Genomic DNA, 21,391 nt, shown 5'->3' with positions numbered 1-21,391 from the left:
GTCTCCACCTTAAGTCGCTCAGTCCAAACTGTACAGTTTTGACTGTCTTTCTCATCACGGATGTGGGGCTCCATCCGGGACATGGTCAATCGCCCTCGGCCAATCGGAACCAGACCGATCCGCCGGTCTCGTCGCGGTGGAACCCCCATTCCTCGGCCAGCAGGGCCACCAGCCACAGGCCCCGGCCTCCGTCGTCCTCTAGATTCGGGGCGCGTACGGCGGGCGCGGTGGTGGCGGAGCCGGCGTCGGTCACCTCCACCCGCACGGTCGTGCCGGTACGGGTGATCTGGACCGTCACCTGGCCGCCGAGGGCGTGGGCGGAGTCGGAGTGGGTGATGGCGTTGGTGACGACCTCGCTCAGCAACAGGAGCACATCGTCGAGCAACGGGGACGGGACGCCGACGGACAGCAGGGAACCCACCCATTCACGGGCCTCGGGAACGGATACCGCCATCGCCGGGAATTCCCTGCGCCAGGTGGCGTGCGTGAATGGCGTCTTGGGCGAGTCGTCGCAATGACGGAGCGACCTTCTCATGCGTTCACCTCCGCTGCGATGATGTCGGCGACATTGGCCGCGCAGGCCACCACCCATTTGTCACGCCGCCACAACCGCGCCCACCATGGCCGCCAGGTGAAAACCCAGCCGCAGTAACGGCGGACGGCGGCGATGTGGACCTTGGCACCGCTCTCCGAAAGCATCTCCAGAACCGGCTGGCCGCTCACGGGAACGACCAGCGAGACGCGGATGCCAAGACAGTGCAGGTCCCAGCCCAGCCGGGCCAGATGGTCGAATCTCTCGTACTGTTCGCGCGCCGTCATTTCTCTCCCGACCATAGAAAGTCATGGGTAACCTTCTTTATCTGCTGCCAGAAAAGAGAGGCTGTGCTTCAGCGTGCCTTCATGGCGCCGAGTCGGCGACCGAGTCACCAAGCCAAGGCAGCACGCATAATGACAGCCGCTGGTCAGGCGTGGTTTAAATGGTGTAGCCACTCAAAGAAGGTTTCCGTTTTTCTCTGATTAGAGAGGAAATGTGATGCACGTTGTGCCGTCTCTCGACCCGGGGTCCCCTCGCGTGCGATTCGGCTCCGAGATGCGGCGGCTCCGGGAGGCCGCCGAGCTGTCGCAGGCCGCCGTGGCGTCCCGGCTCGGGTGTACGCAGACGCAGGTGAGCAGACTGGAGAAGGCGACCCGTACGCCGTCGCGGTCCGACGCCGAACGGCTGGACCAGCTCTTCGGGATGGCCGAAGGCGTCTCCTTCACCCGGCTTCATCAGAGCATCACCGCCCAGTCCGGCAGCCCGATCTGGTTCCGGAGTTGGGCCGAGGAGATCGAGCCCACCCTCCTCGTCCTGCGCTCCTGGGATCCCCTGCTCATCCCAGGGCTCCTGCAGACCGAGGCATACGCCCGCCATGTCTTCAGTCAGGGACCGCAGGTCACACCCGAAGAGGTGGATGAACGCGTCGAAGCCCGCATGCGGCGGCAACACATCCTTGACCGGAAGAAGCCGCCCATGCTCCTGGCACTCGTCGATGCGGGTGTACTGCGCCGCAGAATCGGCGGTCCCGAGGTGATGTGTGAGCAACTCGGCCATCTGCTGGAGCTGTCCCGGCGGCCTGCCGTCTTTATCCAGGTCGTTGATCCGGAATGCGTTGCGGGCCTGGCAGGGGCCTTTATGATCGCCAAGCTCCCGAACGACCAGCCCGATGTCGTCAGCTCGGACTCACCGACACAGGCGCACATCACAACGGACCATGACATTGTCACCTCAATTTGGCAGCGCTATGAGGCGATACGGCTATGGGCTTATCCTGAGCGCATATCCCTCAAGATGATCGAGGAAGCGAGACACGCATGGACCTGAGCACTGCTGCGTGGCGGAAGTCGTCGCGCTCTTCAGACAACGGCGGCCAGTGCGTTGAAGTCGCCACGAATCTTCCCGGCGTAGTCGCGGTTCGCGACAGCAAGGACCCGGAAGGCCCCAAGCTGATCTTCACCCCCGCCGAGTGGCGGACATTCATCACCGGCCTCAAGTCCGGCGACTTCCCCCTTCTGCCCTAAAATCATCCGCATCACGCTCCCCGTCGCTGGATGACGACAGGCGCTGATGGCCGCCCGCCGTCGAAAACAAGAAACGGGGAGATGAGACTCACCGCCCGACAGCTCAATCGGGCCACGCTCGCCCGGCAACTCCTGTTACGGCGCGAATCGCTGACCGTGGCCGACGCCGTCCGCCGGCTCGTCGCCCTGCAGGCGCAGGAGGCCCCGTCACCGTATGTCGCCCTGTGGAACCGGCTCACCGGCTTCGAGGCGAAAGAGCTGGACGTCGCGTTCGCCGACCGCGAGGTGGTCAAGGCCACGCTGCTGCGCATCACTTTGCACGCGGTACACGCCGAGGACTACGGGGCGTTCCATAACGCGATGCGGCGCAGCCTACGGGCCGCGCGGCTGGGCGACTCCCGCTTCACCTCGAGCGGACTGTCCATCGCCGACGCTGACGCCCTCCTCCCCCATCTCGCGGAGTTCGTGGCCAGTCCGCGTACCAGCGCCGAGATCGAGGACTTCCTTAAGGGCAGGTACGGGGAGCCCAAGCGGGGTGCGTGGTGGGCGCTGCGGACGTTCGCGCCTCTGCACCATGCGCCGACCGGTGGGCCGTGGTCGTTCGGTGCGCGGTCTTCGTTCCTCGACGCAGGCATCACCTCAGGTCCGGAATCTGAGGACGAGTCCGTACAGCGACTGGTCCTGCGTTACCTACAAGCGTTCGGCCCTGCCACGGTGCCGGACATGGCGCAGTTCACCCTGGTCAAGCGGTCGGTGCTGCGGCCGGCTGTGCGGGCTCTGGCCGGCCAGGTCGAGGAGCTGGAAGGGCCGGATGGAGCGGCACTGTTCGATGTGCCCGGCGCGCCGCTCCCCGCTGAGGACACTGCTGCCCCACCCCGCCTGCTGCCCATGTGGGACAGCGTCCTGCTCGCCTACTCCGATCGCAGCCGCGTCATTCCCCCCGAATACCGCCCGATCGTCATCCGGCGCAACGGCGACGTCCTGCCGACCCTGCTCGTCGACGGCTTCGTCGCCGGTGTGTGGCGCCCGGTCCAGGGCGGCATCGAAGCGACGGCATTCCACCGGCTGGACGAGGAGGTGTGGAGGGGGCTCGCAGCGGAGGCCGAGGCATTGGCGGCCTTCCTGGCGGATCGCGGGACCACCGTCTATCGCCGCTACGCCCACTGGTGGACCAAGCAGTTGCCCAGCGCCGAAGTCCGCCTGCTCCCAAGCTGAAGCCCCTCGGTACCGACCTGCCCAGCGGAGCGATGACCGGAACGCCGATCGAGGCACGCGACTGCGCATGCGCCCTCTATCTCCCCAAACCGAAAGAACCCCCGGAGTGATCATCTGAAGCCATCAAGGACCTCAGCAGGCCTGCACTAGGCTTGATCAGCCGCGCGATGCTCAAGGGGAGGGAACCACCAGCTGTGCAGTCTCTGCAAGAACAGGATCCCGACCGGATCGCCGACTACCGGCTCATCGGCAGGCTGGGGGAAGGCGGCATGGGCGTGGTCTACCTCGCCCGGTCGCCGCGTGGCCGAATGGTGGCGGTGAAGATCATCCGCGCTGAACTGGCGGCGGCCCTGGATTTCCGCCGCCGGTTCGCCGAGGAGATCGCCGTGGCGCGACGGGTCGGCGGGAAGTGGACGGCCGCCGTGCTGGCCGCCGATCCCGATGCGGCATTGCCCTGGGTGGCCACGGCGTACGTCGCCGGGCCGACTCTGCATCAGGTGGTGGCGGAGCAGGGCGGGCCGCTGCCAGAAAACTCGGTGCGTGGATTGGCCTCCGGATTGTGCCAGGCACTGGGCGACATCCACGACGCCGGGCTCATCCACCGTGACCTGAAGCCGTCGAACGTGATGGTGACCATCAACGGACCGAAGGTGATCGACTTCGGCATCGTCCGCGCCTTGGACGCCTCCACCACCGGGGGCCTCACCGCCACCGGCGCGGTGATCGGCTCTCCCGGCTTCATGTCACCGGAACAGATCCGGGGCGAGAAACTGACCGGGGCGAGCGACATCTTCTCGCTGGGTACGGTGCTGGCCTTCGCTGCCACCGGGCGGCTGCCGTTCGACGCGCAGGACAGCCAGTTACACGCTCTGATGTACCGGGTGGTACACGAGCCGCCGGACCTCATCGGCGTGCCAGAGCCACTGCTGGGGCTGATCAAGGACTGCTTGGCCAAGGACCCGGCTGACCGGCCGACCCTGAACGAGCTGCGGGCACGGGAAGAGACCCAGTACCGCTCGCTGGAGCCATGGTTGCCGTCGGAGGTGCTGGCCCGGCTGGGCCAGGAAGCGGTGCAACTGCTGGAGCAGGAGGATCCCCGCACCCGGATGATCATCGCCGCGGGCGCCGCACCCGGCGCGGACCCAGTCGCCGAAGCGATGACCGTGACCCCGGCCGTCTCACCGCAACCGCTCACTGCCAGGCTCACCATGACTTTGGCTGATTCCAAGGCCCCTGTCGCCGGCGATCAGCCGCATCAGCAGGCTGCCGGAGCTGTGCGGTCGGAGGCACCACAACTTCGGCTGGTCGACGAACGCCGCCGCGCGCGCGGCCTTACGCTGCCGGCTGACGGGTACCGGGCCGCGGTCTACTGGCTCCTTGCCCTCTTTGCCTTGGTCTCCGTACTCACAGTCGTCCAGCAGCTCGGTGTCGTCGTCGGCGGAGTACACCAGGACGGGCTATTCGCCTTATGGGAATCGCGGTCAGCAATCGAGGACATCTCCTACGTCCTGTTGGGCGCCCAGGTCCTCTTCGGCGTCGGGCTGGTGGTGGGCTGGCTGATCTGGTTCGTCCGAGTACGCGCCGTCGCCGAGCGGCTCGCGCCCGGGCAACTGCGCTACCGCGAGTCCATGGCGGTGGTCGGCTGGTTCATCCCGGTGGGGAACCTCTTCCTCCCCAAGCAGATCGCCAACGACGTTTGGCATGCCTCCAGCCCGCCCGGCCGGGGCGGTGGCATGGGCCCCGCTGGTCTGCTGCACGCCTGGTGGTTCGTCTGGCTGGCTACCTTCTTGACCTGGCCTCTCTACTGGACCCCATGGATGGAGACGGGCAAGATGCGATATCCCGACGGGGACCAGCCCTCCTGGTACGACTTCCAGCTGCTGACCTGGTTCAGCATGGCAGTGCACGTGCTGGTTGTGCCGGCAGTGGTCGTCGCGGCTCTCTATGTCCATCGGCTGACCGTCATGCAGGCGGCCAAACTCGACGAGCGACCGCTCACCGGCGCCTCGGCGGTGTGACGGTCCGGGGGCCGGGTCGCGGGGTTTGAAGAGCTCGTACACCAGCGAAGCGATCTTGTCGCCGTGCTGGTGACCGGCGAGACGCTCGACCACTGTCCGTGACGGCACCACACAAAGATCGTTAGCGCCTGTCCCGGTCCACGATGTGCAACGGTACGTCCCGCTCGACCCGCTCCAGCACAGCGGCCGCGTTACCGCCCTTGGCCGCGGCGTACTCCGCCTCAGTCAGCGCGACGACCTGCAGGAACGTCACACGGCCGTGCGGGGTGTCCAGCACAGCCAACTGCGGGTCGACGGCGAACGCGAGCGCCGCGAGTTCGGTTGGATTGTCCTCATCCTGGTCCGGCCGGTCGTTGAACGTTCCCCGGGCCACGTGGATCGTGTGGCCGGGCGCGAACGGCCGCTCCGCGAAGACGTACCTGGCCAGCATCTGCAACAGCACGGCCGGCCACTTCGGCGGCGCTTCGTCCTGTGGACCACGGGCCACCCGGATGCTGAACTCGATCCCCCAGCCCGACTCCTCCGGGTCGTCGGTCACCTTCTCGTAGAGCTCGGACATCCCGAAGCTCACGAGGTGCCAGTGCGGTCGCGGCTCGTCCCGAGCGTAGATCCGGATCGCGTCCAACGGATCGGGACCGCCGGCCGAGTACGGCACATCGGGCGCGAAGGTGCCCACCGGTTCGGTGTCGCCGTAGAGATCGTGCAAGGCCGTCTCGATCGCCGCCCAGCCGACCGCCTCCAGGTCCGTGGAGATGGAGATCTGGGTCCCTTCCGGTAGGTCCTTCACCTGTCCGTGGATCTGGCCGGCGACGTTGACGCTGACCACGAAGTCGATGGCGTCGAGGTTGTCGACCGCGACCCGACCACCGGCGACCGGCGGGTGCTTGAAGTCGTAGACCTGTTCGGCGTCGAGGACGATCCCGGCGCGTTCGGCCTCCTGGGCCAGCCCGGCCATCAGATACCGCTCCTGGCCCTCCGGCGTGTCCAGCTCCGCTCGCAGCGCCTCGACGCCGTCCCAGCACCGGGTCAGCGTGCCATGCACGATGCTGAGGAACCAGCAGCCGTCGTCGGAGCGGAGGAAGACGTCCCCGAACGGGGACGCGAAGAGCGGGACCTTGTCTCCGATATCGGCCCACTGCCACGCCTTCAGGGCGCGCTCGTACTGCTCCGGCGAAAACGCTCGAATCATATTCACGCGGGGATCCAACCACAGTCTTGTTCGGCGAACACGAGCGAAGCCGCCAGGTCTGCCAATGCGATGACCACCTCAGGAAGCGGACCGATGAGTGACTTGGCGGTCCAACAGGTCGGGCTGGGATAGTGGGCGGGTGCGCGTCGGCATTCTCGGTTCCCTGGTGCTGGAAACCGCTACCGGCCCGACGCCGGTCGGGGGTGCGCGGCTGCGGGCGTTGCTGGCCCGGCTGGTGCTGGACGCCGGGCGTGCCGTCCGGCCGGCGACCCTGATCGACGGGTTGTGGGGCGAGACGGCGTCGGCCGATCACCTGCACGCGTTGCAATCGCTGGTGTCCCGGTTGCGGCGGGTCCTGGGCGACCCCGGGCTGCTCACCTCAGGCCCGGACGGGTACCGGTTGGCGGTCGAGACGGACGCGGTCGACGCCGCCCGGTTCGAGCGGCTGGCCCGCGCGGGTCGGCGCTCGCACGCGCAGGCCCGGCCCGCCGAGGCGGCCGCCATCTTGCGCGAGGCTCTGAGCCTGTGGCGCGGCCCTGCTTTGGCGGACGTACGCGAGGCACCGTTCGCCGCCGCCGAGGCCGAACGGCTTGAGCGGGGCCGGTTGGCCGCCTTGGAGGACCGGATCGAAGCCGATCTCGCGCTGGGCACCGGCCTCGACCTGGCCGTCGATCTCGCGCCGGGCACCGGTCTCGACCTGACTGGCGAGTTCGCGCCGGGCACCGACTTCGACCTGGTCGCCGAGCTTGAGTCGCTGACCGCCGCGCACCCGTTGCGCGAACGGCTGCACGCCCAGCTGATCCGAGCCCTGGCGCTCAACGGCCGTGGCGCCGAGGCGTTGGTCGCCTACCAGCGGATCCGTGACCTGCTGGCGGACAGTTTCGGCGGCGATCCCGGACCGCATCTTCAGGAGGCCCATCTGGCGGTGTTGCGCGGTGACCTCCCCCGGTCCCGCCAACCGCACGGCAACCAGCCCCACCAATCGCACGATAACCGGCCCCACCGATCGCACGGCAGCCGGACCCGCCGATCGCACGGCAACCTGGACGTCCCGCTCACCAGCTTCGTGGGCCGCCACGACGAGATCCGCCGCGTGGTCGACCTGCTCGGTCGTACTCGGCTGGTCACCCTGGTCGGTCCCGGCGGGGCGGGCAAGACCCGGCTGGCCAACACCATCGGCCGGCAGCTCACGCCGTCCGGCGGGGTGTGGTTCGTCTCGCTGGCCCCGGTCGGCGCGGACGATGTGCCCCGCGTGCTGCTCGACCTGTTGCGGGTACGCGAGGAGAACGTGCCGCCGCGTCCTGTCACCCCGGAGGCGGTACTGGACCAGCTGGTCGAGACGGTCGCGGAGGACGACCTGGTCCTGGTGCTGGACAACTGCGAGCACGTGGTCGAGGCCGCCGCGACGCTCGCCGGAACCCTGCTCGGCCGGTGCCCGAGGCTGCGCGTGCTGGCCACTGGCCGCGAACCCCTGCGGATCGACGGCGAGACCCTGCACCCGGTACTTCCGCCCTGTCCGCGGAACGGGACAACCTGTCGGCGGCGATCCGCTGGGCGGTCGAGTCCGGCGACGCCGACCTGGCGGTACGGTTCGGCGTCGCGCTGTGCTGGTTCTGGTTCCTGCGGGACTTCCCGCCGGAGTCGCTGGACCAGCTCGGCCAGGTGCTCCAGGTCCGCGGCTCGACCGAGCCGCAGACACGCGCGCTGGTCGTCATCGCGCACGCGCTCGCCACCGCTGAGGCCATCAGCCGGCCGGACGAGGCGGCAGCGACCTTCGACCGGATCAGGACGGCGCTGGAGCGCGTCACCCCCGGCGCCCACCCCATCCTGGAGATGGCCCGGTTGGCGCTCGCCATAGCCTCGGGAGGCGATCAAGCCACACCGGACACACTCGCTCCCCCGGACACGCTCGCTCCCCCAGACACGCTCGCTTCCCCGGACGTGCGGACGGATCCGTGGAGTCGGTCGCTGGCGCTGCTGGTTCGAGGCGTGCTGGCCATGAACACCGGGCACGCCACCGAGGCGACCCACTTGCTCTCGCGCGCGCTGACCGGCTTCGAGCAGCTCGGCGAGCGGTGGAGCCTGGCGATCACGCTGAACTCCCTGAATTCGGCACGGCATCGGGCCAGCGAAACGACCGGTCCGCCGACACTGTCCGAACGTGCCACCCGTTACCTCCGTGAACTCGGCATGCCCGAGCACACCATGGAGAACGACGTGGCGTCCGCGCTGCACCGGGCTCAGGCCGGCGACGCGGACGGCGGGCGGCGGCAACTGGCGGACCTGCTCGACCAGGCCGAGCGGAGTGGATCGGCGGAGTCCCGGACTCAGGTACGCCTGGGCTTGGCACGGCTGGAGTGGTGGGCCGGGCAACCGGGGCCGGCCCGCGAACACGCCCAGGCCGGCTCGGCCGAGGCGTCACCCGGCCGGTCGACCGCGCCGCACCTGACCGCGTTGCTGCTGAGCGTACTCGCCCAGGTGGACGTCGCGGAGGGATCCCCCGACGAGGCGGTACGCCGGCTCGACCACCCGGCTGTGCACCTGACGCTGACCTGGCGTACACCGGTCGCGGCCTCGATCGCGGTCGTGGTCGCCGCGATCGAGCTGAGCCGCGATCGACCGAAGTTGGCGGGACGGCTGCTCGGGGCCGCCACCGTGCTGCGAGGCTGGGCCGACCTCCGCGACGTAGACGTACGGATGGTCACAAAGCAGGCCACGGCCGCCCTGGGCGCCGCCGGGTTCGCGGCCGCGCACGCCGCGGGTGTGGCGATGTCGCGAGCCGAGGCCGAAGACCTGGTGTCCGCGATCATCACCACCCCCGAAGCCGACCGCGCCGCTCAGCCGGCGTGAGCCGCGGTCGGTACGGGCTTGCCGAACATCGTGCAGGTCACGGCGGTCTGCAGCGCGTGGGCGGCCTTGGCGATCTTCGGGTCGGCCTCGAACTCGGCCCAGAGCTCCGCCGAGATGAGGACGGTCGCCGTACGGCTGCCGGTGCGGTCAGTGAGGTTGGTGGACAGGTAGCCGGGCATGCCGCCGTCGTGACCCCAGAACGTACCGCACGGGCCGGCACCGGTCTGGATGCCCAGCCCGTAGCCGGGCCCGTCCGGCTGCCGTGAGTCCACCGGCACCGTGGTACGCAGCTGTGCCAGCTGGGCGGCGGGCAGCAGCTTGCCGGACATCAACGCGATGTAGAACCGGGACCAGTCCCGCGCGGTGGACACCACCGCCCCTGCCGCCCCGCCCACGCTGGGATCGTTGTCGGAGACGTCCACGTGGCCGTGGCGGTGCGCCCCGGCGAAGCGCCTGTACTCGGCCGGCACGCCTGGTGGCATGTGGGCGGCATCCGGTTCGTAGCCGTGGGCATGGGAGCCACGCCAGGTGGAGGCCGTGGCGTAGTAGGTGTGCTTGAGGCCGAGCGGCCGGGCGATCCGGTCCCGGACCAGATCGGCCAGGCTCACCCCGGTGACCTGCTCCAGGACGGCGCCGATCGCGACGTAGTTGGTATTGCTGTACGACCACTTCGCACCCGGCGCGAACAGCGGATCGTGCTTGACCCCCACGGCGAGCAGCTCCGCCGAGGTCCACCGCCGCCGATCCGCGCCGAGGATAGACGGCCGGACCGTGGCGTCCTCGGTGTAGTCGAACAGGCCGCTGGTGTGGTTCAGCAGCATGCGCAACGTGATCGCCTCGCCGTTGGGCACCTTGCCCGGCAGCCACCTCTCCACCGGGTCGGTCAGGGCGAGCTTGCCCTCCGCGACCAGGAGCAGCACGAGCGTGGCCATCATGGTCTTGGTGTTGGACGCCATCCGGAACTCGTCCCCCACCTTGAGCAGATGATCCCGCCTGGTCCAGGGGGCCTGCTCGGCGATCTCGACCGGCCGGTCGCGGCCGTCGTCCACCCGCACGACCACACCGGGCGCCCCGGCGTCCACCAGCTCGCGCGCCAACCGCTGTAACTGAGCGCGCCGCGCCTCGGTGCCGCTCCAGACTCCGGACGGTGTGGCCGCGGTGCCGAGCGGAAACGCCGCGGACGGTATGGCGGCGGTGCCGAGCGGAAACGCCGCGGACCGTATGGCGGCGGCGTCGGCCGGGAACGCCGCGGCTGCGGCCAGACTCACGACCAGCGCCGATGCCGACGCCGTGACCGTACGCAGCCACCGTGGCCGCACCGCACGATCCGACGGAATAACACGTGGGGACATTGACCCGTTCCTCATGAGTGATGGGTGACGTGAACGGCCCCACCCTCCAACCCACCGCTCACAAACCGCACCCAGCACGCTGTCAGCCGTCACACAAGCGCGATCGCCGACCATCCAAGGGCAGGTTCATCGGGATGGCACCAGGGTGCGGCCGCGGGGTGGGACAGTGCTGCGGCGGCGATAGTAGTGCACCGTCAGCAGGGCGAGCAGCGGACTCCAGACGGCCAGCGGCCAGTACATGACATGGAAGACCACTGTCTGCCAGCCGTGCGTGACCAATCCGGTCGGGTCACCGTTGAACTTCACCCCAAGACTGATGCTGATCATCGCAGCGGGGAAGACCAGCAGCGCGAGCGCGCCAAGACCAGCGGGGATGACCGCGGCCATGACCGGCACCCGGCGGCCACGCAGGACCGGCACCCAACGCGGCCACACCTCACCCCACTCGCTGACCAGCCCGACGGCGAGAAGGGCCGCCCCTTCACTCACCACGCTGAGCAGAAGGATGTACCACCAGCCGTTCAGCTGTTCCTGCCCAGCAGGCGTCGAGCCGGGCTCCAGCAGCGGCACATCCAAGATGAAGGCGGCGATGCGCCACAGGCTGGAGGGCAGCACGGCCAGCGGAATGGCGTAGGCGGCCAGCACGGCCCAGCGGGGGACGCCCGCCGAGGTCCGGCCATGCAGTCTGCTCCACAGGGTGTCAGCGGTCATGAAGATTCTCCTCAATGGGTGGTGCCTTCGAGGATCACACCTGTCCCGAGCCTGCTCATCCCCCGCACGAGGGAGGCCGGGCGGCGGGCCGTCGGCTAACGTCGGTCCCCGTGAAAGGTCGCTTCGCCCGAGCTGTGCGGGCCGGGATTTACCAGCTGCTGGGGGCCGCGCTGCTGACCCCGGTGGCCGTGGCTCTCGGCCTGGTCATCCTGGCGGAGCAGACTCCGGTGCGGGTGTTCGCGTTGTGGGCCGCGTGCCTGCCTGCCTCGATGCTGCTGGCCGCGGTGCCGTTGATGCGGCGCCTTGAGAGGGCCGCGCTGTCGGAACTGCTCGGCGTCGATGTGCCCGAGCAGGCCGATCGGCTCTATCTGGCGGCCCTGACAAGCCTGCACCTGTACGGCGGCGCCACCCTTGGCGCGGGGGTGTTGCTGCTGTCTCCCGGGCTGGTCCGGCTGGGCGACGTATCGCGGTGGCGCGCGGCTCCAGGTGAGTTGACCCAGGTGTGCGTCCTCGCGGCGGTCACACTGGCCGCGATGGTCGCGGCCGGGCTCGGCCAGCGGTGGGCGGCGCGCCGGCTGCTGGGTGCCGAGCCGTCCCGCGTCATCGAGGAACTCGGCCGCCGCCAGAGCCTGGCCATGGAACTGCACGACTCGGTCGGTCATGCCCTCAGCGTCGTCCTCGTACAGGCGATGGCCGCTCAAGCGGCGCTGCGGAAGGCGCGCGTGCCGGAGGTCGGCGACTCGCTCAGCCATCTGACGAGCGCCGCCCGAAACGCCCAGCAGGACCTCGACGTACTGCTGCGCGTACTCGACGACGGCGACCCGGCCGAGACACCCACACTCGACTCCCTCCGCGAGCTGATCTGCGGCCTCGACGTGCGCGCGAACGTCGGCCGCCTCGACCGGGTTCCGGCCGCCACCTCGCGCGTGGCCTTCGCCATCGCCAGGGAGGCGCTCACCAACGCTCTGCGTCACGGGCAGGGCCCGATCGTGATCGACGTCGCCACCGGCGACAATCTGATCCTCACCGTGGACAACAGAACGGCCGACACCTCCCCGCAACCCGGCCGGGAAGGGCGCGGCCTCACCGGCATGCGCATGCGGGCCCGTTTGGCCGGCGGCACGTTCGTACACAAGAAGATGGAGGGCACGTGGCGCATCCAGGCGACGCTGCCGCTGTGATCCGCGTCGTCCTGGCCGACGACGAGGCGCTGATCCGTTCGGGTTGGTCGACGATGCTCTCCTTCCACGACGACATCGAGGTCGCCGGCGAGGCAGCCGACGGTCGTGCGGCCGTCGAAGCCGGCGGTGGCGCGGACGTCGTGCTGATGGACATCCGCATGCCCCGCCTCGACGGCCTGACCGCCACCCAGGAGCTCGCCCGCCGCTCCCCGGCGACGCGGGTCATCGTGGTCACGACGTTCGAGAACGACCAGCTGGTCTGGGGTGCGCTGCGCGCCGGCGCGGCCGGTTACGTACTCAAGCGCGCGCCCGCGGAGGAGCTGGTGGATGCCATCCGGCTCGTGCACTCCCGCGACGCGGTGCTCTTCCCCGACGCGCTGCGCCGCATCGCCTCACCACATGCCGGTAGGTCGAAGCCGCGCGTGCCGGTCGAGCTGACCCCGCGTGAGCTGGACGTACTGCGGCACATCGCGTACGGGCAGAACAACGCGGAGATCGCCGCGACCCTGTACGTGTCCGTAGAGACGGTCAAGACGCACGTCCGCCACGTCCTGGAGAAGCTCGGGGCCCGCGACCGCACCCAGGCGGCGGTTCTGGCCTACGAATTCGGCCTCATCTTCGCCGGCGCCGAGGGGCGCCTCATGTGAGCGGGCCCTTGTCCTTGAGAACGTAGCCGCCCCGTATCACCGGCGCGTTCGGGGCAGGGGCCATGCATTTGGTCAGCGGTGGTTGTTCCGGCAATGTCGCCCCGCTCAGACCGATGCGGCTGGGCCCTGCACCCTTGCCGGCGACGTAGAAGCTCACACCCATGCGAACCTTCCGTCTCACCAGGTCTTCCCATGGGCCGCCCGGGGTGGCTCGGACGAGTGTTCCTGTGACGGTCGCGGTAGGGCCGCCGGTCGTCAGGCAGTCGACCTCGACCTCTCCCCAGTTCGCCTGCGGTGGCTTACCTGGCTCTTTTACGGCGTGATAGATGCGAAACGTACCCCACGCACGGGTGGGAAAGACGGGGCTCTCCGCGGTGAATTCACCATGGGCATCGACCGTGACCTGGACGTCGTTTCCTGGAGCCGGGAAGTACATCCGCGCCCATCCCTTGATGGACGCGGTGGTCGCACTGGCGGCCGACACGGCTTCGCTCGACGTGACGGCCGCGACCGCGACGCCGACCTGAGGAGTGGCGGTGGCCAGCACGAGGACCCCAACGGTGTGGCACAGGATTTTGATCACGACGTTTCTCCAACGCTCGCAACGTGAACTAACTCCACGACTGTCGTGGATGACCGTGGCTTCACACCTCCCTCCGCCGAGGGAGTTCCGAAGACCGGGATAACACCGGGGAAACACGCTCTGCCCTAGAAGTGGCGTGCGCGGCGCCGGCTTTGTGATGCAGCAGCGCCTGGGTGGCGGGCCTCGCGGTCAGGTTCCCCGGATGAGCCTCTTGTGGGCCTCGGGCATCCCATCGGGCAACGCGTTCACGGCGAACAGTCTGGCGTCAATGACCTCCCTGCCGTCCACGGCAAGGTTGTCGAGCCCGCCAATCAGGGTGGCCTCGTAGAAGATCTCGATGCGAAGCTTGAAGCCGCTGTTCACCTGGAGAAGGCGGCCGACCTTCACCGTCAGGCCGGTCTCTTCGCGCACCTCTCGAACGATGGTGTCCTCGTGCTTCTCGCCCCTCTTGGCGTAGCCGGTGGGAAAGCCCCATTGCCGGTCGGCAGGCCACAGCCGGTGGCGCAGCAGGAGAACTTGGCCGTCCTCGGTGCGGGTGACCCCGGTGATCCCGCACATGAACTTGGCGTTCACGAGCCACAGCAAGCGCCACTGCAAGGGCTTGCCCATGCGCCACAGTTTGGCCAGCAGCTCGTTCACGTCGTTATCTCCCGGGTCGGTGTGAGTGGGATCGGACGGCTCAGGTTCCGGCCAGGATCAGGTCGTTCGGTATCCGGCCCATCCCGTCCATGCCACCAGTGCTCACGAGGTCCTCGTGAGCTCATCCTGTACGACCGGCGTCCGCGGCCGGCCTGGCAGGAGCGGGATCAGGACCATGACGATCACGATCATGCCCACGGCGAACCAGTAGACCCCGTGGACACCGCCGATCGGGTCGCCCGAGGTCTGGAAGATGAGTGTGACCAGCGCGACGCCGAGTGCCGCGCCGAGCTGGTTGAGCATGTAGAGCACGGAGCTGCCCTGCGCCACCATCTCCGGCGGCAGCGCCCGGTAGAGCGAGCCCATCGCCGGCGCGCTGAAGCAGCCCATGCCCAGCCCGATCCCGAGTGAGGCCAGCACCGGCGAGATCTCGGGGGTGTCCGCGCCGATCCGGGTGAGCGCCAGCCCGCTCAGGGCCGCCAAGAGGGCGCCGCCGGTGGCCAGCCCGCGGGGGCCGAGCCGGTCCGACAGCCGCCCGGCCACCGGCATGGCGATCGAGCCGCCGAGCCCGACCGGGGCCATCAGCAGCCCGGCGGCCAGTACGCCGTGCCCGTGCGCCTGCTGGTAGTACAGGGGCAGCGCGAACAGGGAGGCGAAGACCGCCATCCCGCCGAGGCCCATGATCGTGACACTCGCCGTGAAGCCCCGATTGGCGAACAACCTCAGGTCGATCAACGGCGCTGTGGTGTGAAGCGCGTGCCCGGCGTACCCGATCAGGACGGCCGCGCCCACGCCCAGCGGGAGCAGCACCTGCCAGGCGGCGAACGCGCCCTGCTCGGCCACCTGCGACAGAGCCAGCACCACCACCGCGAAGCCCGGTCCGAGCAGCGCCAGCCCCAGGACGTCCAGCCGCGCCCCGCCACTTTCGCCGGGTCCGTCGGCGGGGATGATCCGCAGCGCGAGCACGAGGGCGGCCACGCCGACGAGCACGCCGATCAGGAACATCCACCGCCACTCGAAGGCGTCGAGTATCGCGCCGCCCGCGATCGGCCCGAGCACGGGCCCGAGGGACAGCACCACCCCCATCAGCCCCATCACCCGCCCGGCGCGGCGCGGCCCGGCGGCGCGGGCCAGCAGGATCAGTACGAGCGGATCGAGCAGGCCCGCCCCGAACCCCTGCAGCACCCGGAACGCGATCAGGCTGCCGACGTTCCAGGACAGCCCGGCGGCGAGCGAGCCGATCAAGAAGATCAGCAGACCGGCCACCCACAGCCGCTTGCCGCCGAACCGGTCCACGGCCCAGGTGGTGAACGGGATGGTGGCCGTCACGGCGAGCAGGAAGCCGGTGGACGCCCAGCCGATCGTGCTGAGCGAGGTGTCGAAGGCCGCGGCCAGGGTGTCCGTGGCGACGGCCGCCATGGTGCTGTTGAGGATCCCCAGCAGCCCGCCGAGCAGGATCACGGCGATCGTGCCCAGCAGTTGTGGGTCCAGCCGGTCATCGGCCGAAGGATTTGAACTCATGGGTTCAAAGTAGTGACCCCATGCGTACGCATGCAACCCATAGGTCCACGAAGTTGAACTGGCGAGTACAATCGATGGCATGAGCACCACGCGCGGGCGGATCGACAAGCGGCAGGCGATCCTGGAGGGCGCGTTCACGGTGTTCGCCCGGCTGGGCTACGCGCAGGCGGGCGTACAGGACATCGCCGCCGAGGCGGGCGTGGCCAAGCCGACGGTGTACAACCACATGACCGACAAGGCCACCCTTTTCAGGCACGCCCTAGAGGCCGCCGCGCGGACCGTGCTGAGTGAGCGGCTGGCCGCCCTCGACCCGCTCGCCGCGTCTGGCGACGACCTGACCGCCACGCTGGAGTGCGTCGCGTACGAGCTGCTCCGGCTGCACACCGACCAGCGCTCATGCTCGCTGAAACGGCTGCTCTACTCGGAGATCACCACGTTCCCCGACGCTCTCGACCTCGTCCTGGACAGCGGCCCGCACCGGCTCAACCAGGCCCTGGCCGACCGGCTGGCCCGGCTCGCGCTCTCCGGACGCCTGCGCACCACCGACCCCGACCTGGCGGCCGAGCAGTTCATGGCCCTGCTGACCGGCCCCCTGGAGGCCCGCACCCGGATGGGGACGCAGCAGATCACCGACTCGGAACTGCGGACCATGGCCCGCACCGCCGTGGAGACGTTCGTCCGGGCCTGGGGACACCCTGAGCCGTGACGCCCCCCTAACGACAGCCCAGGAGCATGCCGACCACGCCTAACCTGTCATGCGTGTGGTGGTCGAGCCGCCAGGGCCGCATGCGCAGGGCGCGGGCCTGGATGCCGGCCGGGGCACACCATTACTGCCGCCGGTGGGGGTGGGTTTACCAGGTGACCGGCAGCTCGTAGACGCCGTACACCGCCCCATCGTGCTTGAACGGGATCTGCTCCAGGTCGGCCGCCAGGCGCAGCGTGGGAATGCGCTTGTAGAGGGTGCTGTAGGCGACCTGCAGTTCCATCCGGGCCAGCGGCTGGCCCAGGCACTGGTGGACGCCGAAGCCGAAGGCCACGTGGCGGCGGGCGTCGCGGCGGATGTCCAGCTCGTCGGGGTTGGGGAAGATCTCGGGGTCGCGGTTGCCGATGTCGTTCGGCATGATCAGCCCCTCGCCCGCCCGGATGGTCTGGCCGGAGATCTCGATGTCCTCCAGGGCGACCCGGCGGCGTCCGCTGTGGGTGATGTTGAGGTAGCGCAGCAGCTCTTCCACGGCCCCGGCGACCAGGTCCGGGTCGTCGCCGGCCCGCAGCAGCGCGAGCTGGTCGGGGTTCTGCAGCAGGGCGCACGTGCCGAGCGCGATCATGTTCGCGGTGGTCTCGTGCCCGGCGATGAGCAGGAGAACTCCCATCTGCGCGGCTTCCAGCTGCGACAGCTCGCCGGTCTTGACCCGCTCGGCCAGCCGGGACAGCAGGTCGCCTGCGGGGTTGGCGAGTTTCTCGCCCACCAGGGCGTTCAGGTATTCGGCCAGCCGGGCGCTGGCGGCGGCGCGGACCTCGGGGGCGGTGCCCCGGTTGATCATGACCTTGCTGTTGTCCTGGAAGAAGTCATGATCGGCGTACGGGACGCCGAGCAGCTCGCAGATCACCAGCGACGGGACCGGCAGCGCGAACGCCTCGACCAGATCCACCGGCTTCGGCCCGGCCAGCAGGTCGTCGATCAGATCGTCCACGATCTTCTGTACGGCCGGCCGCATCCCCTCCACCCGCCTGACGGTGAACGGAGCCTGCACCATGCGGCGCAGCCGGTGGTGCTCGGGGTCGTCCATCATGATGAAACTGGCGAACGAGCCGGTGAAGGGACCCTGCCTCGGGTAGCCGGGCCGGGAGAACTCGGCGCTGACCCTGGGGTCGGCCAGCAGTGCCCGCTGCTCGGCGTACGTGGTCACCATCCACGGCGTGCTGCCGTCCCACAGCCGTACCTTGGCCAGCGGGCCCTCCTTCTGCAGAGCGTGCAGGTTCGGCGGCGGGTCGAACGGGCAGCGCGCCGCCCTCGTGCCGGGGAATTCCGGAACTTCGGGCTGACTCAAGATCTCGGTCATGACTTACGTCCTTCCGCACAGGGCTGGAGCGAGGCCACGCTGGGCTTCGGTTCCGGTATCGGGTCCACGTTGTTCGACTCACGCGTCACGGGCGCCGTCCATATTGCGACGATCGCGTCGATCAGGCCGGTCGCCGCGCCGTGCCAGCTGACGCGGGGCGTGGTGCGGCCCTCGGCCAGTGCCCGTTCGCGGTCGGCGCACGTGTGCATCATCAGGGTGCTGGTCATGTGCTTGCGCTCGGCTCGTACCGGCAGCGGCAGATCGGGAAGGCAACGGTTCAGGCCGTCCAGGATCCGTACGAGCGAGGGAGAGGTGAGCGCCTCGTCGATCATGATCTCATGCAGGGCCGGGTCGGTCATCACTTGGGCACCGAAGCGGGCGAACCAGGTGGGGTTACCCAAGGCGGCCAGATGCTCGGTGACCGGACGCACCAGGCAGGCCACCCAGCCACGCACGTCGTCGGAACCGGAAGACTGCCAATCACGCACCTCGCCGGAACCGGAACCCTGGCAGTCACGCACGTCGTCCGAGCCGGAAGACTGCCAATCACACACCTCGCCGAAACCGGAAGACTGCCAGTCCCGTACGTCGTCCGAGCCGGGGGGCCTCTCGAGCATCCGCTCGCGGACACGTTCGATCTGCCTGCCGTGCTTGCGGGCGATGGCGCGCACCAGCTCGGCCTTCGTGCCGAAGTGGTACGTGACGGCGGCGTTGTTGCCCTGACCGGCGGCTTCGCTGATCTGACGGTTGGACACCACGTACACGCCGTGCTCGGCGAAGAGCCGCTCGGCCGCTACCAGAATGTGCGCACGGGTCGCGTTGGCCCGCTCAGCCCGCCCGGCCATGCTCACCGGCACACCTCACTGGCACATCGGAATGTCATCGCGCCTCACCAGGACTCCTCCCGAACCGGCTCCCCTGCATTGTCAGTAAACTCTCACTGGCGAATTAAGTCAATTGCTTGATTTAACCCGAAGCGATGCATGCCGACCAATGGTCAGCGGTGGCAAGCCTCAGCGCCGAATCGGATGCCCACTGCTCGTGCTGTGGGCTGCGGGCTTCTGCCCACTGCTCATGCCGCGGGCTGCGGGCTGCGGGCTGCGGGACTGGCTGCTGACCGCTGCTAACCGCTGCTGGCCGTTGCTGCCCGCGTGTGCTGCTGGCTGGCCTACTGCCCCTACTGGCCGTTGCTGCCCGCGTGTGCTGCTGGCTGCCCTACTGCCCCTGCTGCCGCTGCGTACCGCGAGCTGAGCCGCTGTCCCACGCTGCCCACTGCATATTGCGGTTGGCCTACTGACCGCTGCGTACACCGAGCATCGCGCGGGCGAACGTCGAACATCACACGTGCGACCGGGTCGGTTCAGGAATCGGTCGATGGATGAGCGGCGCTCACCAGCCCTGACTCGTAAGCGCTGATCACCAACTGCGCGCGGTCCCGCGCCCCCAGCTTGCTCAGCAGCCGGCCGATGTACGTTTTGACCGTGCCGGTGCTGCGGTGCAGGTATTCGGAGATGTCGGCGTTGGAGAGCCCACGTGCCACGAGCACCAGAATCTCACGCTCGCGCTCCGTGAGGTCGTCCAGCGAGGTGCCCGGCGCCTGGTGTCCATGGGGAAGGCGCGCGAACTCGGCGATCAGGCGTCGGGTCACCGATGGTGCGAGAAGGGCCTCACCAGCGGCGACCGTGCGGATGCCTGCCAGCAGGACATCGGGAGAGGTGTCTTTGAGGAGGAACCCGGCCGCCCCGGCCCGCAGCGCACCGTATACGTACTCGTCGAGGTCGAAGGTGGTGAGGATGAGAACGCGTGTCCCAGCTGTCTCGGGAGATCTGGCAATTTTCCGGGTCGCCTCGATGCCATCCATTCCAGGCATCCTGATATCCATCAGCACTACATCAGGGCAGAGTCGTCGTGCGCTCTCGACGGCTTCCGCACCGTTGCTCGCCTCACCCACTGCGGTCAGCCCAGGGGCGGCGTCGATAAGAACCCGGAAGCTGCCTCGGAGCAGCGACTGGTCATCAGCGACGAGTACCCGGATCGGTTCGGTCACGGCCCCTTCCGCCCGGATCGGCTCTACCCGGATCGGTTCGGTCACGCGGCTCCCTCTTTCCGGCTCGTGGCCGTGTTGTGCTCGGGTTCGGGCGGGAGACGAGCTGACACGGCGAAGCCACCGCCGGGTCGCGGGCCGACTGCCAACGTCCCCCCGTACATCATCACGCGTTCGCGCATCCCCACGAGTCCGTGCCCGCCCTTGAGCTCCGCCCCGTCCGACACCACCGTGTTGCCGGCTCCGTCGTCGACCACCTCGACATGCGCGTCTCCTCGTGAGTCGACGGTGATCGTCACCAGGCAGTGGGTTCCGGCGCCGGCGTGCTTGACCACGTTCGTCAGTGCCTCCTGCACGATCCGGTAGATGGCCAGCGCCGGGCCTGCGGGGAGGTGGACGGCCAGCTGAGTGCGGAGTTTGGTACGGACTCCCGCCTGTTCGGCGCGTTGGATGAGGGCCGGCAGGTCATCCAGTCCGGGAAGGGGAGCCATCTTCGCCGAGCTGGGCTCTCCCGCGCGCTGACCGGCGGTTTCGCCGCGCAGCACCCCCAGGGCACGCCGCATCTCAGCGAGTGCCTCCCGGCCGGTCTGCTCGATCGTCTGAACGGCGTCGCGCGTCTCTTGGGGGCGTTCCTCGGCCACATGGTTGGCGACCGCTGCCTTGACCACGATCACGCTGAGGCTGTGCGAGACGATGTCGTGCAGCTCCCTGGCGATGCGTAAACGCTCCTCGCTCAGCGCCTCTTCGGCCAGGCGCCGCTCCTGTCGGGCGGCTCGGGCTCTCCGTTGGCGCACGACACGGCCGGCGGCCCACGCTGCGCCGATGAGCAGCCAGACGAGCGCCGCGGTACCGACGGCTTCCGACCACGGACCGGATGGGGTCATGACCGCCTCACCTGTGATGACCGCGGCTGCCGAGACCACCAGGGTCAGGGCCAGCGCCGCCGAAGCCCGGCGTACCGGCTCGACGAGCGCCACCACGTAGGCGGCCAGGGCCGTGGAAACGTAGGGATCGCGGGTGATGTCGAGGAATGTCGCCGCTGCCGAAGCGCCCAGAACCACGGCCAGGGCAGGCAGAGGCCACAGGCGCCGCACAGCCACCGGCACTCCCACGCAGACGGCCACCAGCCAGCCCAGCCACCACGGACCGGAGAACCGCGGCAAGCCGTCCAAGTCGTCTTGGCCGGCCAGTGACACGTGCACGGCCACCACGGCGGCGGCCAGGCAGGCGTCGAGCGCCAGCAGGTGCGCACGTGTCCCCAAGTGAACGCGTGTCCCCAGGTGCCAACGTGTCCGCAGGTGCTCGCGTGCCCGCAGGCGCCAC

At 69.0% G+C, this 21,391-nt stretch carries 21 protein-coding genes; 9 read left to right on the top strand and 12 right to left on the bottom strand.

All coding sequences use genetic code 11. The features are described from left to right. Positions 1–85: 85 nt before the first annotated feature. Both AB0J16_RS57105 and AB0J16_RS57100 read right to left on the bottom strand, forming a co-directional pair. Positions 86–535, bottom strand: a complete 450-nt coding sequence (locus tag AB0J16_RS57105; RefSeq protein ID WP_358557060.1) for an ATP-binding protein — start codon at positions 533–535, stop codon at positions 86–88. Then, complete coding sequence (locus AB0J16_RS57100; protein WP_358557057.1) at positions 532–819, bottom strand: hypothetical protein; 288 nt, start codon at positions 817–819, stop codon at positions 532–534. The genes AB0J16_RS57105 and AB0J16_RS57100 overlap by 4 nt, the downstream gene beginning before the upstream one ends. Positions 820–1,033: 214 nt before the next feature. Between AB0J16_RS57100 and AB0J16_RS57095 the strand changes: the two genes are divergently transcribed. From AB0J16_RS57095 to AB0J16_RS57080, 4 genes are all read left to right on the top strand, one after another. Next, positions 1,034–1,861, top strand: a complete 828-nt coding sequence (locus tag AB0J16_RS57095; RefSeq protein ID WP_358557054.1) for a helix-turn-helix transcriptional regulator — start codon at positions 1,034–1,036, stop codon at positions 1,859–1,861. Next, complete coding sequence (locus AB0J16_RS57090; RefSeq protein WP_358557051.1) at positions 1,852–2,058, top strand: DUF397 domain-containing protein; 207 nt, start codon at positions 1,852–1,854, stop codon at positions 2,056–2,058. The genes AB0J16_RS57095 and AB0J16_RS57090 overlap by 10 nt, the downstream gene beginning before the upstream one ends. An 81-nt stretch (positions 2,059–2,139) precedes the next feature. Continuing rightward, positions 2,140–3,273, top strand: a complete 1,134-nt coding sequence (locus tag AB0J16_RS57085) for a winged helix DNA-binding domain-containing protein (protein WP_358557048.1) — start codon at positions 2,140–2,142, stop codon at positions 3,271–3,273. A 194-nt stretch (positions 3,274–3,467) separates the two neighbouring features. After that, a complete protein-coding gene (locus AB0J16_RS57080; RefSeq protein WP_358557045.1) occupies positions 3,468–5,291 on the top strand; it encodes a protein kinase in 1,824 nt (607 codons plus the stop codon). Between the two features lie 121 nt (positions 5,292–5,412). Here the strand turns inward: AB0J16_RS57080 and AB0J16_RS57075 are convergent, their stop codons facing one another. Continuing rightward, entirely contained in the window at positions 5,413–6,480 is a 1,068-nt protein-coding gene (locus AB0J16_RS57075; protein WP_358557103.1) for a suppressor of fused domain protein, read from the bottom strand. 139 nt (positions 6,481–6,619) lie between these two features. On the opposite strand from AB0J16_RS57075, the gene AB0J16_RS57070 reads away from it, so the two are divergent. Both AB0J16_RS57070 and AB0J16_RS57065 read left to right on the top strand, forming a co-directional pair. Further along, positions 6,620–8,338, top strand: a complete 1,719-nt coding sequence (locus AB0J16_RS57070) for a BTAD domain-containing putative transcriptional regulator (protein ID WP_358557042.1) — start codon at positions 6,620–6,622, stop codon at positions 8,336–8,338. 83 nt (positions 8,339–8,421) lie between these two features. Next, on the top strand, positions 8,422–9,330 hold the full coding sequence (locus AB0J16_RS57065; RefSeq protein WP_358557040.1) for a hypothetical protein: 909 nt from the start codon (positions 8,422–8,424) through the stop codon (positions 9,328–9,330). Here AB0J16_RS57065 and AB0J16_RS57060 read toward each other — a convergent pair. Then, on the bottom strand, positions 9,318–10,682 hold the full coding sequence (locus tag AB0J16_RS57060) for a serine hydrolase domain-containing protein (protein WP_358557037.1): 1,365 nt from the start codon (positions 10,680–10,682) through the stop codon (positions 9,318–9,320). The two genes, AB0J16_RS57065 and AB0J16_RS57060, sit on opposite strands and share 13 nt — an antisense overlap. A 126-nt stretch (positions 10,683–10,808) precedes the next feature. Continuing rightward, positions 10,809–11,393, bottom strand: a complete 585-nt coding sequence (locus AB0J16_RS57055; protein ID WP_358557034.1) for a hypothetical protein — start codon at positions 11,391–11,393, stop codon at positions 10,809–10,811. Positions 11,394–11,503: 110 nt separating this feature from the next. Between AB0J16_RS57055 and AB0J16_RS57050 the strand changes: the two genes are divergently transcribed. Together AB0J16_RS57050 and AB0J16_RS57045 are read left to right on the top strand one after the other, a co-directional pair. Continuing rightward, complete coding sequence (locus AB0J16_RS57050; protein ID WP_358557031.1) at positions 11,504–12,574, top strand: histidine kinase; 1,071 nt, start codon at positions 11,504–11,506, stop codon at positions 12,572–12,574. Next, entirely contained in the window at positions 12,571–13,221 is a 651-nt protein-coding gene (locus AB0J16_RS57045) for a response regulator transcription factor (RefSeq protein WP_358557028.1), read from the top strand. The genes AB0J16_RS57050 and AB0J16_RS57045 overlap by 4 nt, the downstream gene beginning before the upstream one ends. Here the strand turns inward: AB0J16_RS57045 and AB0J16_RS57040 are convergent. The 3 genes from AB0J16_RS57040 to AB0J16_RS57030 form a co-directional block, all read right to left on the bottom strand. After that, complete coding sequence (locus tag AB0J16_RS57040; RefSeq protein WP_358557025.1) at positions 13,214–13,804, bottom strand: hypothetical protein; 591 nt, start codon at positions 13,802–13,804, stop codon at positions 13,214–13,216. The two genes, AB0J16_RS57045 and AB0J16_RS57040, sit on opposite strands and share 8 nt — an antisense overlap. A gap of 189 nt (positions 13,805–13,993) precedes the next feature. Further along, complete coding sequence (locus AB0J16_RS57035) at positions 13,994–14,443, bottom strand: NUDIX domain-containing protein (protein WP_358557022.1); 450 nt, start codon at positions 14,441–14,443, stop codon at positions 13,994–13,996. Positions 14,444–14,545: 102 nt separating this feature from the next. After that, complete coding sequence (locus AB0J16_RS57030) at positions 14,546–15,964, bottom strand: DHA2 family efflux MFS transporter permease subunit (protein WP_358557019.1); 1,419 nt, start codon at positions 15,962–15,964, stop codon at positions 14,546–14,548. A gap of 79 nt (positions 15,965–16,043) precedes the next feature. Between AB0J16_RS57030 and AB0J16_RS57025 the strand changes: the two genes are divergently transcribed. Further along, positions 16,044–16,670 (top strand): TetR/AcrR family transcriptional regulator, encoded by a 627-nt coding sequence (locus AB0J16_RS57025; RefSeq protein WP_358557016.1) that lies wholly within the window; start codon positions 16,044–16,046, stop codon positions 16,668–16,670. Between the two features lie 145 nt (positions 16,671–16,815). On the opposite strand, the gene AB0J16_RS57020 is transcribed toward AB0J16_RS57025, so the two are convergent. The 4 genes from AB0J16_RS57020 to AB0J16_RS57005 all read right to left on the bottom strand — a co-directional run bounded on the left by AB0J16_RS57020 (position 16,816) and on the right by AB0J16_RS57005 (position 21,330). Further along, on the bottom strand, positions 16,816–18,024 hold the full coding sequence (locus tag AB0J16_RS57020) for a cytochrome P450 (RefSeq protein WP_358557014.1): 1,209 nt from the start codon (positions 18,022–18,024) through the stop codon (positions 16,816–16,818). Continuing rightward, positions 18,021–18,869 carry a TetR/AcrR family transcriptional regulator gene (locus tag AB0J16_RS57015; protein WP_358557100.1) on the bottom strand — a complete coding sequence of 283 codons (849 nt, stop codon included), beginning with the start codon at positions 18,867–18,869 and terminating at the stop codon, positions 18,021–18,023. The genes AB0J16_RS57020 and AB0J16_RS57015 overlap by 4 nt, the downstream gene beginning before the upstream one ends. A gap of 515 nt (positions 18,870–19,384) precedes the next feature. Beyond that, complete coding sequence (locus tag AB0J16_RS57010) at positions 19,385–20,116, bottom strand: response regulator transcription factor (RefSeq protein WP_358557011.1); 732 nt, start codon at positions 20,114–20,116, stop codon at positions 19,385–19,387. Continuing rightward, complete coding sequence (locus AB0J16_RS57005) at positions 20,113–21,330, bottom strand: sensor histidine kinase (RefSeq protein ID WP_358557008.1); 1,218 nt, start codon at positions 21,328–21,330, stop codon at positions 20,113–20,115. The genes AB0J16_RS57010 and AB0J16_RS57005 overlap by 4 nt, the downstream gene beginning before the upstream one ends. Positions 21,331–21,391 lie beyond the last annotated feature (61 nt).

This window comes from Nonomuraea sp. NPDC049750 (genome assembly GCF_040659625.1).
GTDB lineage: Bacteria > Actinomycetota > Actinomycetes > Streptosporangiales > Streptosporangiaceae > Nonomuraea.
Note: the sequence above shows the minus strand (reverse complement) of the source record. Positions and strands in the feature narration are given on the sequence as shown.

Excerpts from the sequence above, each read along its gene's own strand:
- AB0J16_RS57030 (WP_358557019.1), bottom strand. The coding sequence starts at position 15,964 with ATGAGTTCAAATCCTTCGGCCGATGACCGGCTGGACCCACAACTGCTG.
- AB0J16_RS57090 (WP_358557051.1), top strand. The coding sequence starts at position 1,852 with ATGGACCTGAGCACTGCTGCGTGGCGGAAGTCGTCGCGCTCTTCAGAC.
- AB0J16_RS57055 (WP_358557034.1), bottom strand. The coding sequence starts at position 11,393 with ATGACCGCTGACACCCTGTGGAGCAGACTGCATGGCCGGACCTCGGCG.
- AB0J16_RS57095 (WP_358557054.1), top strand. The coding sequence starts at position 1,034 with ATGCACGTTGTGCCGTCTCTCGACCCGGGGTCCCCTCGCGTGCGATTC.
- AB0J16_RS57085 (WP_358557048.1), top strand. The coding sequence starts at position 2,140 with ATGAGACTCACCGCCCGACAGCTCAATCGGGCCACGCTCGCCCGGCAA.
- AB0J16_RS57060 (WP_358557037.1), bottom strand. The coding sequence starts at position 10,682 with ATGTCCCCACGTGTTATTCCGTCGGATCGTGCGGTGCGGCCACGGTGG.
- AB0J16_RS57100 (WP_358557057.1), bottom strand. The coding sequence starts at position 819 with ATGACGGCGCGCGAACAGTACGAGAGATTCGACCATCTGGCCCGGCTG.
- AB0J16_RS57105 (WP_358557060.1), bottom strand. The coding sequence starts at position 535 with ATGAGAAGGTCGCTCCGTCATTGCGACGACTCGCCCAAGACGCCATTC.
- AB0J16_RS57020 (WP_358557014.1), bottom strand. The coding sequence starts at position 18,024 with ATGACCGAGATCTTGAGTCAGCCCGAAGTTCCGGAATTCCCCGGCACG.
- AB0J16_RS57025 (WP_358557016.1), top strand. The coding sequence starts at position 16,044 with ATGAGCACCACGCGCGGGCGGATCGACAAGCGGCAGGCGATCCTGGAG.
- AB0J16_RS57015 (WP_358557100.1), bottom strand. The coding sequence starts at position 18,869 with ATGGCCGGGCGGGCTGAGCGGGCCAACGCGACCCGTGCGCACATTCTG.
- AB0J16_RS57075 (WP_358557103.1), bottom strand. The coding sequence starts at position 6,480 with ATGATTCGAGCGTTTTCGCCGGAGCAGTACGAGCGCGCCCTGAAGGCG.